This window comes from Clostridium sp. B9 (genome assembly GCF_050509515.1).
Taxonomy (GTDB): Bacteria; Bacillota; Clostridia; order Clostridiales; family Clostridiaceae; genus Sarcina.
The window spans coordinates 2,381,399-2,395,643 of the sequence record NZ_JBNWKA010000003.1 but is presented as its reverse complement, the minus strand read 5'-3'; the positions used below and the strand labels follow the sequence as shown (position 1 = coordinate 2,395,643).

Here is a 14,245-nt window from a genome sequence, read left to right as displayed (position 1 = left end):
TATATGAAAATAACTTTTCATATAGCTTTTTTAAATTATAATTTCTTTCTATTTATTATTAGTGATATTATAAGTACAAAAACTGATGTTAAAGCTATTGTACCACCTGGTGCTAAGTCGAAGAATGATGCTAAGAATAATCCACTTAAAACATCTATAACACCTATTATCATTGATATAATGAGAGATTTTGTAAATCCTTTTTTAAACTGCATTGCAGTAGCAGCTGGTATAACAATTATTGAAGAAATAACTAATATCCCCATAACTCTTATTGAAACTGAAATAGTAGCACCTACTATTATTGTAAATACATAGTTTATAAGCTTTGTATTTATTCCTGCAACCCTAGCACCTTCTTCATCAAAGGTAGTGTAAACTAACTTATCATATAAAGCAAAAATTCCTACAAAACAAAGAAGAGAAACAATTGCGATTATCATTAAGTCGCTTCTTGAAACAGTAAGTATACTTCCGAATAAGAAGGAGTTAACTGTTGTACTAGCCTTGCCACTACTAACTAATATTAGTGCTAATCCTAAACTGAATGTAAGTATAATTGACATTGATAGTTCAGCATATTTTTTATAATAATTTCTTAAAATTTCTATAAGTAATGCGCAAATAGTAGTAAATACAAATGCTGTTAAAAGTGGATTGAATCCAAATACTAATCCTATGGCAACACCTGCAAAGGATGAGTGAGAAAGAGTATCCCCTATCATTGAATATCTCTTTAGAACTAGGAAAAGTCCTATGCAAGGGCATAATAGAGATATTATGAATCCAGCCATAAATGCATTACGCATAAATTCAAATTGAAACATACTTTGTATAATCGACATTTTATAAAGAGCCCTTTCTATCTAAATTCTTTTTATTAAGTTCAGTTATGAAATCCTCAGTTTTTAAAAGTTTAGCTGAAGCATTTTTTAGTTCTAAAATATATGATGAATATTTTAATGACTTTTCTATGTTGTGTTCAACACAGATTATAGTCATATCTTTTTCTTTATTTAATTTATAAACTAGATCATATATATCTTTTTGTGTTTTTTCATCTATACCAGTGGAAGGCTCATCTAAGATTAAAATACTAGGATGACCTATTAGGGCTCTAGCTATAAATATTCTCTGTTGTTGTCCTCCAGAAAGAGAACCTATTAATTTGTTTTTAAATTCTAGCATATTAACAGCTTTAAGAACTCTATCAATTTCATTTTTATCCTTTATCTTTAAAGTTTTTAAATGTACTTTTAAAACTTCATATACAGTTATGGAAAACTGTGAGTTAAAGTTATCAACTTTTTGAGGGACATATCCAACGCTATTTAGGTTAATTTCTATATTTCCTTCAATAGGTTTTAAATATCCTAAAAGAAGTTTTAAAAGAGTAGTTTTTGAACTACCATTTTCTCCTATGATGGATATAAACTCATTTTCTGGTAAAGATAAGTTTATATTATTAAGCTGATAAGGCTTAGTTCCAGTATATGAAAAACATAGGTTATTTATTTTTATCAAATCGTATCACTCCTAGTATAATTCTAAAGTAAATTATACATTGAAATTGGGACACATGCAAATAATTTGCATTCTAAGTTAGTGGGACAATCTCCTTTAAATCCCAGATTGAGTTACCACCACGTTCAAAATAAGCATTACATGTCATTGACCTATGAGGTTCATCATAGCTAAGGCCTTTGATTTCAACTACTGCAAGGTTTCCATCTAAGAAGGAAAGCTCAAAGTTATGGACAGTTAAAAAGCTGTTTTCAACATTCCCTTTAGTAGATAAATATTCTGTTGCGAAATATAAATCCTTGCATTTTTCTCGAACATAAATTTTATTACCTATAAAAGCTAAAGAAAATATTATTATGAATAAGGAAGATATAAAAACTACAATACGTCTAATTACAAATTTATTCATGGAAACCTCCTTTATTATGTCTATAGGGATATATTACCAAATATTTACAGAATAATAAAGTATAAATAAAGCACATATTATCAACATATAAAATATATACACTTGAAAATATAATGAGAAAATTTATAATTAGTATATATGACAAAACAGGAAAGGATGATATAGTATGGATTTTTCTTCATTAGTTATAATGGAAAAAGATAAAGAAACAGGAGCTATAAAAGGGAATTTAGGAAGTTATTCAGTAGGAGATGGAGCTAATTATGTTAAAAAACTTTATTGTGTAGATGGAGATGTTAGTTTAGTCTTTGATACAGATAAAGATGTTTTAGAATGGGAATTTTCTGCAATATATGATTTGTTTAATGTGGAAGCTCTTACTTCATTAGGATATATAGTAGAAGAAGACGATGAAGAATATAATCCAACTTGGGTAGTCAAATTTAAATTTGATGAAGAACATGAGGAAATGAGAGCAGTAATAAATGAAATTTGCTCAATAGTTAATGAACAAATGAATAAGGTATTTGAGGATATAAAGGGTAAAGAAGAGGAATATAAGTAATTTTGAAAGGAGAATTTAAAATGAGTGAGGTTAAAAAATTAAGACAAAGAGCTGAAATTCCAGAATGCGATAAATGGAGAATAGATAAGATTTATAAAAATCCTGAAGCTTGGAATGAGGATTTAAAAGAATTAAAGGAAAAAGCACCAGCACTAAAAGAGTTTGAAGGAAAATTAAATGATAAGGAAAACCTAAAGAGTTTTCTTAAATTAAATGAAGAGCTTAGTAGAAAACTAGGTAAATTATATGTTTATGCTCATATGAGAAGTCATGAGGATACTGGAAATTCAGAGATGCAGGCTTTAGTGAACAAAATAGATCCATATTCAGCAGAGTTCTCAAGCTACACAGCTTATTTTGTTCCAGAAATACTAAGTTTAGAAGATGGAACAATAGAGAAATTTATAAATGAAGATGAGGATTTAAAGGTTTATAAGATTTTCTTTGATAAGATATTAAAAGAAAAACCACATATATTATCAAAAGAAGTTGAAGGAGTTTTAGCATCAGTTTCTGACTGCTTAGGAGCTGCTGAGAGCATATATTCAATGCTTACTAATGCTGATATGACTTTTGGAGAAATCACAGATGAAACTGGAGCTAAGGTTGAACTTTCAGAAGGAAACTATAGTAGCTTCATAAAGAGTAAGGATAGAAGAGTTAGAGAAGAGGCTTTCAAACTTTTATTTGGAACTTACAAAAAGTATGGAAATACTTTAGCAACAAGCTTGGCTAGTTCTATAAAAAATTTAGTTTTTGAAAGTAAGGTAAGAAAATATAATAGTTCTTTAGAAGCATCATTAAAGCCGAATGATATACCAGTAGAAGTTTATTATAATGCTTTAAAAACAGTTGATGATAACTTAAAATCTCTTCACAGATATGTTTCTATAAAGAAAAAGTTATTAAACTTAGATGAAATTCACATGTATGATTTATATGTTCCAGTTATAGAAGCTGAAAAAGATCATTTAGAGTATAAAGATGCTATTGATTTAGTTGAAGAAGGATTAAAGCCTTTAGGAAAGGAATATTTAGATATATTCAATGAAGGAATAAATGAAGGTTGGATAGATGTATATGAAAATAAAGGAAAAAGAGGAGGAGCTTATTCATGGGGTTCATATGACACAATGCCATATGTACTTTTAAACTATAACTATGAACTAAATGATGCTTCAACTTTAGCTCATGAAATGGGTCACTCAATTCATTCCTATTATACAAGAAAGACTCAACCATATATATATGGTGATTATAGTCTTTTCTGTGCAGAAGTTGCTTCAACAACTAATGAGATATTACTTATACACCATTTAATAGAAAAAGAAACTGATAAGAATAAAAAGCTATATCTAATAAATCAAGAGCTTGAGCAAATAAGAACTACAGTGTTTAGACAACTTATGTTTGCTGATTTTGAACTTAAAACTCATGAAGCTATAGAAAAAGGGGATTCTTTAACTTCTGAAGATTTATGTAAGATATGGATGGATATAAATAAGAAATATTTTGGAGAAGAAATGATAGTAGATGAAGAAATAGCTATAGAATGGGCTAGAATACCTCATTTCTATTCAGATTTCTATGTTTATCAGTATGCTACAGGATATGCAGCAGCAGCTTCATTTGCAAATTCTATATTAAAAGATGGAGAAAAAGCTGTAGAAAAATATAAGGAATTCTTAAAGGCCGGTGGATCAATGTATCCAATAGACACATTAAAGAGTGCTGGAGTAGATATGACAACATCTAAGCCTTTAGAAGATACATTAAAAAGATTTAGTGAACTTTTAGATATGTTAGAGGAAATAATTTAGAAAACGAGGATAGGCTATGAGTAAGTTTGAACAAGATTATTTTAATCTACTGATAAATAATTACGGTTTTTATGTAGAAGAACTAAAGGGAAAAGACAATAAAGAATTGTGGATAGCTATAAAAACAGTAAATAATGAGGGAAAATATGCAGTGATAGTTTCTAAATCTCATGAAGAGGAAGAGAACTTTGCCATAGCAGAAGAATATTTAAATAGTCTAAATACTAAATACTCATTACACAATATTGTTCTTTATAGAGAAGCTCCAAAAGTGGAGGGAAGTACAGAAAATTTCTTTATAGATGAAAATTATCATAGAGTTTTAGTAGATATAAATAATAGAGAAGTATTAAAAAGTGATATAACTTCGGAGCCTTTGGTTAAAATTTTAGATTTTTTAATAAAGAAAAATGAAGAACCTAAGGTCCCTTGGTATAAAAGATTAAGGTGTGAAAAAGTAACTGGGATTTTAATAGGCTTAAACGTAATTGCATTTTTAGCCTGTGTTATTGTGGCTACTATTTTAGGTGATGGATTCTTTAAAAACTTAGTAGAAATTCATCCACAAGTTCTTTACTGGATGGGAGCAAAGCATAATAATGCCATACTTTTCGATGGACAATATTATAGACTTTTAACATCAATGTTCCTGCATGCAGGAATAGTACATCTTTTATTTAATATGTATGCTTTATATATATTAGGTGATTTCATAGAAAGAATATATGGATGGAAAAAATACTTAGCTATATATTTTGTTTCAGGTATAGTAGCTGGATTATTTAGTTTATACTTCTCACCTGTAATGGGTGTAGGTGCATCAGGAGCAATATTTGGTCTTCTAGGAGCTGCCTTAGTATTTGCTTACTACGAGAAAGAAAGAATAGGAAAAGGCTTAATAACAAATATAATAGTAATAATCCTATTAAATATATTTATAGGATTAGGAATGCCCAATATAGACATCTCAGCACACTTCGGTGGATTTATAGGTGGAGCTATACTAGGACTATTCTTCCACAATTATAGAGTTATAAAGAAATCTTAAAATGAAATAGAGAGTTATATTTAAATTAGTTGAGGATTTCTATATATATGTGAAAGACCATCTTAATAAGCACTTAGAGTTTCATTGTATATGGAAAAATAATAGCGTTAAGAGACTTTTTAATATGAAGCACATTTTCTCTACGTTCAAATGTGTAAGTTCAAGATACCAAATTAAAAATTTGGACTTTCACTTAAGCGATAGCGAGTTTAAAAGTCTTAGCTATTCTTTGGGAATAGACAATAGAAACTCTTTGCGAAATTAAGTTAGGTCTGAATATATATCTAGAAACTAACAACTAATTAAATGTAAAAACACAAGAAATCCTCTGCCTGTTTAGGCAGAGGATTTCTTGTATATAATATTTGGTTTGGAGTAATTAAAAGTTTATAACACTGTTCTAGGAACAATTTTTATTATACATATTAAAAATTATAAGTCTAATCAATTCTATAAGTTTTACCAATGTAATTTATGGGATATTTTCCTTTAAGTATATTTATTTCATATAATATTTCAAAATAGGGTTATTATCTTATTAATTTAAGAAAGTATTGTTATTACAAGAAGGGAGTGTCTTTAAAATTATACTTAAATAAGATATACTAAAAGATGTTAATTTATCATAAATAAGGGGAGATGTGCTTTGCAAATTTCAAATATAGATGTAAAACTAAATAGTAATGATTTAATGAGTTTTATTAATGATTTTGTAAAAATAGAAGGATTAGAAATAAAAACTTTAAGAATAAACAATACTATAGAAGTTGAAGGAGTCTTTAAGAAGATATTAGCCTTAGGCTTTAAGGCAACCATAGAAATATTAGGAGTAGAAGGAGATAATTTAGAGGTAAGATTTTCAAAAGCTAAGCTTATGAGCCTTGGTATTTTAAAGCCATTTAGGAAAATAGGACTTAAAATAGCTTTAAAAGGATTCAAAGAGCAAGGAATATTAGTTAAAGAGGATAAAATATTAATAAATTATAAAAACATACTAGGGAAAATACCATTCTTAAATTTAAGTTTTAGAGAATTAAAAATTGAAGGGGAAATGCTTAAAATAGGAGTAGAACAGATTGATGTTGAACTTTCAAAAGTAAAAGAGCCTTCTTTAGAAATTGAAGTTAGAGAAGAAATAGAGCAGGAAGAAAAGACTGATGATTATATAATGAGTATAAATGTGGAAAAGGTTGAAGATATGTACACAAGTAGTAGAGAATATGTAACAGAGCATATCCCAGAAAAAGCTCAGCCTTATAAGGACTATATAATGTTTATACCAGATATTGTAGCTTTAATATTTAGACTATTAAAAGATTCTAGAGTACCTATGAAAACTAAGATGATAGTTGGAACATCAATTGCATATGTAAGTTGTCCTTTTGATATTATACCTGATAAGGTTCCATTCATAGGAGCATTAGATGATGTTAGTGTAGTATTCTTTGCATTAAATAGAATTATAAATGATGTAGATATAAATGTTATTCTTGAAAATTGGCAAGGAAAAAATGAATTTGTAGTTATACTTAGAAAATCAGTTGATTTCTTAAGCGGATTTACAGGAGCAAATAATTTAGATAACATATATGAAGTTATAGATGCAATAACAAATTAAAGGAGTGGAAAAATGGCAAAAAAATATTATGCTATAGCGAAAGGAAAATCAGGAGAGCCTAAAATAGTTTTAACATGGCCTGAATGTCAAAAAGAAGTTATAGGATGTAAGGGAGCAAAGTATAAAAGTTTCACTTCTATGGAAGAGGCTGAAAACTTTATTGCACTTCATAATGGAAACTCTACTTTTACTGAAGTAAGAGGAAATGAAGAAGAAATAAATGATGATGCTATCTATATATATGTAGACGGTAGTTTCATGGTTCATAAAGAAAATTATTCTTATGGTCTTGTAGTTGTTAAAAATAATGAAGTGTTATATGAGGATAATGGAGTGGGCTGTGATAAGGAAGCTATAGCCTTAAGAAATGTATCAGGTGAAGTAGAAGGAGCTATGAAAGCAACTGAATACGCAATAGAGCAAGGATATAAAGAGATAATACTTTGTTATGACTATCAAGGTATTGAAAGTTGGGCTCTTGGAACTTGGAAAAGAAATAATAGAATAACTCAAAATTATCATGCTTTTATGCAAAAAAGATTTAAGGAAATTAATGTGAGATTTAAGAAAATAAAGGGACATAGTGGAAACAAGTTTAATGATATGGCGGATATACTTGCTAAAAAAGCATTAGAAAGCATTTAATAGTATGAATTACCTCTTATAAAATGAGTAGTATTAGATAAACTAATTATGAAGTATTAATAAAGAGGTGATTATTATGGCAAATAAGTTAATGACAACTTTAGCAATAGGTGCAGTAGGTGCAGCTGTTGGAATGATGGTTACTCCAAATTTAGACAGAAGAACACAGAAAGCTATTAAAAAAGCTACAAAGAGAATGATGGATGCAGCAGGTGAATCCATGGAATGGATGAAGTAAAAAGAAGCAGCTATATTAGCTGCTTCTTTTTATTAAAAATTTTGTATATATATAGAAATTTTTTTTATTTGTAGAGAAAATTTCGATTATAATATATAATAATTTTAAAGAATAAGTATAATAATTTTAAAAAATATAAATATAAATTATAAAACTTTAAACAGGTTATGAAAAGTGTTAAAAAAAACACAAACATATATATGTTTTTACAAAAATACCGAATAATTGACATGAAAACCTAAATTTATGTTATAATTTAATTGGTTGTGGATGTTAAAATAATAACAGTAAGAGGATGATTTAAGCTATGGAAATATTATCATTGGGAGAAAAAATTAAAAGAAGAAGAAAAGAATTAAATATGACTCTTAAAGAGTTAGCGGGAGAGAGGATTACCCCAGGTCAAATAAGCTTAGTTGAGTCAGGAAGATCAAATCCTTCAATGGATCTTTTGGAGTATATTGCTCTTACATTAAATACTTCCGTTGAGTACTTAATGGAAACTGAGAAAACTCAAGCAGAAAAAATTTGTTTATACTATGAACAAATAGCTGAGGGAGCTATTTTAAATGGTGATATAAAAAAGGGTGAAAAGTTCATAGAATACGCAATATATTATGCGGATAAGTATGATTTAACATATAGAAAGGCTAAAAATTTAGCTTTAAAAGCAGAAATATTTTTGAAGAACAAAGAATATGTTCTTGCACAGCAATATTTTCTTTCAGCTAACATGTTGTTTTTACAAATAAATAGTAATGTAGATATGGTAAAAACTTATTTAAATATTGCTAAAATAAGCATACATTCAAAGGCATACTATTCAGCAAATTCATATTTAAGAGAAGCTGAAAAGATATATATAAATAATAAATTAACTGAGGATTTATTATTAGGAGAAATATATTATTTAATATCTAAGACATATTTCTTTATTGAGAATATGCAAAAAGCTATTAATTTTGCGTTCCTAGCAAAAAGTGAATTTGAAAAAGTTTACAACAAAAAGGCCTATGCTAAGAGTTTAGAACTATTGGCAGAAGAGCATGCAAAGGTTGGAGATTTAGAGAGTGCAATAGCCTATTCTAAGCAAAGCCTTAATGTTTATAAAGAACTAGAACAATTAGATAAGATAAGTTCAATAGAGGATTCTTTAGGAAAATTATTCTTTGAATTTGACAATATAGAGGAATCTTTTGAGCATTATAATAGAGCTATGAAAATAAGAGAAGAGAACACAGATTCAAAACTTTTAGATACATTGTTTAACCTATGTGAGAATCATATAAAAACAAAGAATATGGTTAAGTGTATAGAGATTCTTAATGAGATTAAGAATAAATTGAATGTAAGTGATGTTGATAGACTTATAGAATACAAGGTCTTAACATTCAGAATAGAAGTTTTACAAAATAATATAAAAGAAGCTGAGAGCATATTATTAGATACTCTTGAGATTGCAAAAAGAAATGATATGAAGAAAAAAGAAGCAGATATATCTATAAGGTTAGGTAAGTTCTATTTAGAGCTTAAGAGAGATTATGAAGCTGCAAAGTATTTGGATAAAGGGATAAATAATTTAAAAAATTTAGGCGTAATTAAAAGTTAAGGTATAGGTGAGAGTAATGGATTTTTTATCTACTGGTGAGAAAATAAAAAGAGCTAGAATATATAAAGGGTTAACATTAAAGCAACTTTGCAAGGATGACATATCTATATCTAGAATGAGCTGTATTGAAAATGGAAAAGTGAAAGCAGATAGATGGGTCTTAGAGCTAGTTGCTGAAAGATTGGAGTTAGATTTAGAATATCTTCTATGTGATGATATAACACAATTAAACAACTCTATAGAAAAGTATAGTGAGAAAGTAATATTAGAAGAAAGTGAAGCGGATGAGATAAAAGAGTACTTAGAATATTCAATGAGTAAAGAGTACGATGATATATCAGCTAAGCTTATGCATATTTTATTTAGGAACTATACAAATTTAAGGGAGTTTAGAAAAGCTAAAGAGCTTTTAAATGATTATTCTAATATATATGAGAATAATAAGAAAGGTAAGAAAAAATACTATGAAGATTTAGCTTTATATTTTATGGTTAGAAAAAACTTTTCAGATGCAATAACGTATTATAACATGTTATTAGATGCTATAATAAAAGAAGGCGTGGATAAGCAAAATAACTACTATATAGAGAGTGCTAATTGTTTAGCTATATGTTATTACAGAATAGGACAACTTGATAAATGTAAAGAACTTTTAAAATCAATATTTAAAACTACTAATATTTCACCAAATAATAATGTATTAGGTGAAAGTTATGGACTTTTATCTATTCTTGATTTATTGAGTGGAAATGATAATGCTTTTAAAGAAAACTTTGATAAATATAATAAATTATCTATGTACAAATCATATAATTGGAAAAGATTAAATAGTTTGATTATAGATGCTTTATTAAATAGAGATAAAGGTAATGAAGCATTAGAGTTAACTAGTAAATCCATAGATGAAATTAATAAAGATGATAAAATAGCATATATAGAAATGCTTTTATTCATAATAGATGTTTATAATAATAATGGACAAATAGATAGGGTTAGAGAATATTGTGAATTAGCTTTAGAGTTAGCTATAAATAAAAATAACATGTTCTTTATAGAAAGAAGTTATTATTTTAAGGCAGAACTTAGTAAGCATGAGAAGAATGATATGCAATGGGAAATGTATATGAATCTAGCAACAGATCTTCTGCTAAAGTTTGGTTCTTATGAGGAAAAGAAATCTAGATATCTAGAGATGGCAGATCTTTATCATTATTTAGATGATACCAATGAGGCATTAAAATATTTAAGTTTTGCAGTTAAAGAAGTGGATAAACTATATTAGGATAAGATAGAAAAGCCTTGGTCTATAAACCAAGGCTTTTCTATCTTATTGTTATTAAATAAGCTTATTTCTTTATACAAAAAAGAATCTAGATTTACTAGATTCTTTTTTGTATATATTAATCTATATGAAAAATATCCATTGTCTGTTGTAAAAAACTAAGTTTGCAATTAAAACAATTTAAATTAATAGGTCTAAAAAATTTTTTTAGCCTTGCCATAAATAATACCTTCTTTCATATCTTCTCTCTTTATGTTTATATTATATACCTTAATTGATAATAAAATAATTTGCATGTATGTCTTAAAAAATGTACAAATAGGAGAAGTCATTCAAGAAGGAAAGTTCTAAAATGGCAAAAAAGTACCTGTTTTTAGTGGTAATTATACAAAATCACACTTTTTTTAGTATAAATAGTTCTGCACAATACCCCTGAAGTGTAGTTTGTATATTCAAAATTGTATTTTTTTTAGCATATTCAAATTCTATCTTAGGGAAAGAGGCTTTAAATAAGATTTCTTTCTCCTCTTTTTTTAATCTTTTGGGTTTACCCATAGAGAGCCAATAGTTAAATGAAGAACCAAAGTTTTCTCCAATGGTATATTTAGTTATTCTAACGTCGCTTTCTAAATCAATTAAGTTTATAGAAATTTTTTTATCAACAAGATTTTTGATACCTCTAAGCTTAGTAAAGTTTTTGAAATCTATTAATGAATCTATTTCGTCGTTGTAAGTATAGATTAATAGCTGATATTCATCCTCAGACTTCGTAAGTATATAGCCATCCCCGTGGTAAAGTAGAGTATTTCCTAGTTTACTTAAAAAGTAATAAGCATAATATGATGGCTTTTTAATTCCCTTATCATTTACCATAGCAGGATATCCAAAGAACACTTCGTTTGTTATATCTATTTGTCTATCTAATGCATCAAAGGCTTTTATGAAGTTTAGCTTATGAGTAGAATTTATAGTGTTGTGTATTATAAATGGAAGCATATAAGCTGTATCATAAATTAAATCTATTTTGTCATTAGGGGTATAAGCATCTTCTATTAAGCTTAATTCATATTCTTCAAATAATTGATTTAAAGCTTCTTTAAACTCATCATTGAATGTTGAGGTTAACTGAAATCTTAAATCCTTAAGATCAAAGCATTCAACTTCACTAAAGAAATCTAAGAATGATTTAAACATTTCCAAAAAGTTCTCCTTAGAATACCCATTATGATTTAAAATTATTAGAGGAATTAAATCAAGTGAAGAAATATAATCGAAGATATCAAAGGTTCTAGTCCAGTTGAAGAACTTAGAACCAGGGAATATACCCATGTCTGATGAAAATACATTAAGTAGTCTTACATAAGTATAACCAATTTGTTCTTGCAAATCCTCAACTATATCTTGATTATCTTCTAAAAGTAGGTCAAAAGCATCCCCTATATTTAGCACTTCTTTATAATATTGGTTAAATTCTTCACCTTCTTTTTTCATGTTTAGTGTTAATTTGTGAATCTTATCTTCGTAGTTAAATCTAGGATAATCATCTAAATAATAAGAGAGCTCTTCTAAACTTTCTTCCAAAGGATAATATGTTATTTCTTTTTGACGATTATATTCCTCTTCAGTTATTTTATGTTTCTTTCTAAATTGAAGAGGAGTACAGTTATAATATGCTTTAAAGTGCTTATTAAAATAGCGAGTATGAGAAAATCCTATATCATAGGAAATCTCAGATATTGACTTATCACTATCAAGTAGAAGTTTAACGGATTCCTCAACTCTAGTTAAATTTAAGAGATCGGTAAAACTTAAACCAGTTGCATATTTTATTTCATGAGATAAGTAGTGAGTACTTAAAAATTCCGTATTTGCAATATCTTTTAGTGTTATATTTTTATTATAGTTATTAAAAATATACTTAGATATTCTATGGTATCTTTCAAGAAGCATATTATTTTCATTTATATCTTCATTTTCATAAAGAAGATAGTGGAAGTTATTCAAAAGGTGGAATAGAAGTTCAACTAAAGACTTCTCAATAAATTTATCATAATCATCAACCTTTTGAGCATCTTCGCATAGAAGGATTGATAAAAATACTCTAAGTTTATCATAGGATTCATCACTTTGAGCTCCTTCATCTGATGTATTTGTATAAAAAAACATATTTCCAATATCACTATAGTATTTTTCAAAAAAGTGAGGATCTATTTTGAATATTAAAACTCTATTATCCTCATTTGAATAAAGTCTATGTGTTTGTTCTGTATTTACTATTTCTATTTCATCCTCAAGTATTTCGTAACTATCAGTATCTATATCAACTTTAACACTACCTTTAAGAACATAGATTATTTCTATGGCGTCATGCCAGTGAAGTGGATAATTTTTTATGTTTGCATAATGTATAGTTACTGGAATATCTGAAGGGAAATTCACATATTCTTTTCTCATTAAAAAACTCCTTTATAAATAAAGTTTTGCTTAATAATATTATATCCTAATAAAAAGTAAAAATAAAATTTGGAAAAAATCATTACTTTAGTTGATAAATAAAAAAGTATGATTTAATATAAAAAGGGTGATGAAATTTGAATTACGTGTACATATTAAAGTGTAAAGATGATTCTCTTTATACTGGGTGGACAAATGATTTAGAAAAGCGAATAAAGGCACATAATAGTGGAAAAGGAGCAAAATATACTAGAGGAAGAGGACCGGTTAAGTTAATTTATTTTGAGGAATTTCAAGAAAAAAGAGAAGCTCAAAGTAGAGAGTACTACATAAAAAAAATGACTAAAAAACAAAAATTAGAGCTTATAAAAAACAAGGAGATAGAGGAGGAACTTTATGAAGAAGAAATTAACATATGATATTTATTTTGAAATAATATTTTATTTATTACTTGCTGGATATCTTATATATTCGCTTGTTAATAAGGATATGATATTACTTTATTCAACAGCATTAACATTTATAACATTAGTATTACCAAGAATAATTACTAAAATATTTAAGATAACATTATCACCATTTTTAAATAGTATGATTATAGGATTCATATTTATTTCAATGTTTTTAGCAAAGATGAATAATTTTTATGCTATACCACATTGGGATACTTTCTTACATGTTTTATCAGGAATATTAACATTTGTTTTAGGATATATGATTTTCTTATGTCTTAATGATTATAAAACAGACAATGTTAAACCAATTCTTATAGTAGTGTTTGCACTTATATTTGGAATAGCTTGTACAGCTTTATGGGAAACATGGGAATTCTTCACAGATCAAACTTTTGGGTTAACGGCTCAAATAAGCTTATTTGATACTATGAAGGATATAATAACAGGAAGTATATTCCCAATAGTATTATCACCAGTTTTAAATAGCTATTTAAAAGGAAAGTCTAATAAGTTATTTCAAGAGTTAACTGATTTTATGAAAAATAATAATAGAAGAAAATAATATTTAGAGTTATATC

14 protein-coding genes are annotated in these 14,245 nt (G+C 27.4%); 10 read left to right on the top strand and 4 right to left on the bottom strand.

Annotation, left to right across the window (positions count from 1 at the left end; genetic code table 11):
- Positions 1-35 precede the first annotated feature (35 nt).
- From ACQZHJ_RS10675 to ACQZHJ_RS10665, 3 genes are all read right to left on the bottom strand, one after another.
- Positions 36-845 carry a metal ABC transporter permease gene (locus ACQZHJ_RS10675; protein WP_430485536.1) on the bottom strand — a complete coding sequence of 270 codons (810 nt, stop codon included), beginning with the start codon at positions 843-845 and terminating at the stop codon, positions 36-38.
- A gap of 1 nt (position 846) precedes the next feature.
- The gene (locus ACQZHJ_RS10670) at positions 847-1,524 is read right to left on the bottom strand and encodes a metal ABC transporter ATP-binding protein (protein ID WP_430485535.1); all 678 of its coding nucleotides are present in this window, start codon (positions 1,522-1,524) and stop codon (positions 847-849) included.
- Between the two features lie 73 nt (positions 1,525-1,597).
- On the bottom strand, positions 1,598-1,933 hold the full coding sequence (locus ACQZHJ_RS10665) for a hypothetical protein (protein ID WP_430485534.1): 336 nt from the start codon (positions 1,931-1,933) through the stop codon (positions 1,598-1,600).
- Between the two features lie 166 nt (positions 1,934-2,099).
- On the opposite strand from ACQZHJ_RS10665, the gene ACQZHJ_RS10660 reads away from it, so the two are divergent.
- The 8 genes from ACQZHJ_RS10660 (at position 2,100) to ACQZHJ_RS10625 (ending at position 10,758) form a co-directional block, all read left to right on the top strand.
- Entirely contained in the window at positions 2,100-2,498 is a 399-nt protein-coding gene (locus tag ACQZHJ_RS10660) for a DUF6762 family protein (protein WP_430485533.1), read from the top strand.
- Between the two features lie 20 nt (positions 2,499-2,518).
- Positions 2,519-4,318, top strand: coding sequence for an oligoendopeptidase F (gene pepF, locus ACQZHJ_RS10655; protein WP_430485532.1), 1,800 nt, complete (start codon positions 2,519-2,521; stop codon positions 4,316-4,318).
- Positions 4,319-4,334: 16 nt separating this feature from the next.
- Complete coding sequence (locus ACQZHJ_RS10650; protein ID WP_430485531.1) at positions 4,335-5,366, top strand: rhomboid family intramembrane serine protease; 1,032 nt, start codon at positions 4,335-4,337, stop codon at positions 5,364-5,366.
- A gap of 646 nt (positions 5,367-6,012) precedes the next feature.
- Positions 6,013-6,984, top strand: coding sequence for a YkvA family protein (locus ACQZHJ_RS10645; protein WP_430485530.1), 972 nt, complete (start codon positions 6,013-6,015; stop codon positions 6,982-6,984).
- Between the two features lie 12 nt (positions 6,985-6,996).
- Positions 6,997-7,629: a viroplasmin family protein gene (locus ACQZHJ_RS10640; protein ID WP_430485529.1), complete on the top strand. Its 633-nt coding sequence runs from the start codon at positions 6,997-6,999 to the stop codon at positions 7,627-7,629.
- A gap of 76 nt (positions 7,630-7,705) precedes the next feature.
- Positions 7,706-7,867, top strand: a complete 162-nt coding sequence (locus ACQZHJ_RS10635; RefSeq protein ID WP_430485528.1) for a YtxH domain-containing protein — start codon at positions 7,706-7,708, stop codon at positions 7,865-7,867.
- 307 nt (positions 7,868-8,174) lie between these two features.
- Positions 8,175-9,476, top strand: a complete 1,302-nt coding sequence (locus ACQZHJ_RS10630) for a helix-turn-helix domain-containing protein (RefSeq protein WP_430485527.1) — start codon at positions 8,175-8,177, stop codon at positions 9,474-9,476.
- A 16-nt stretch (positions 9,477-9,492) separates the two neighbouring features.
- Entirely contained in the window at positions 9,493-10,758 is a 1,266-nt protein-coding gene (locus ACQZHJ_RS10625; protein WP_430485526.1) for a helix-turn-helix domain-containing protein, read from the top strand.
- Between the two features lie 393 nt (positions 10,759-11,151).
- On the opposite strand, the gene ACQZHJ_RS10620 is transcribed toward ACQZHJ_RS10625, so the two are convergent.
- Positions 11,152-13,212 (bottom strand): helix-turn-helix domain-containing protein, encoded by a 2,061-nt coding sequence (locus ACQZHJ_RS10620; protein WP_430485525.1) that lies wholly within the window; start codon positions 13,210-13,212, stop codon positions 11,152-11,154.
- Between the two features lie 137 nt (positions 13,213-13,349).
- Between ACQZHJ_RS10620 and ACQZHJ_RS10615 the strand changes: the two genes are divergently transcribed.
- Both ACQZHJ_RS10615 and ACQZHJ_RS10610 read left to right on the top strand, forming a co-directional pair.
- A complete protein-coding gene (locus ACQZHJ_RS10615; RefSeq protein WP_430485524.1) occupies positions 13,350-13,631 on the top strand; it encodes a GIY-YIG nuclease family protein in 282 nt (93 codons plus the stop codon).
- Complete coding sequence (locus tag ACQZHJ_RS10610) at positions 13,609-14,229, top strand: hypothetical protein (RefSeq protein WP_430485523.1); 621 nt, start codon at positions 13,609-13,611, stop codon at positions 14,227-14,229. The genes ACQZHJ_RS10615 and ACQZHJ_RS10610 overlap by 23 nt, the downstream gene beginning before the upstream one ends.
- Positions 14,230-14,245: the final 16 nt, after the last annotated feature.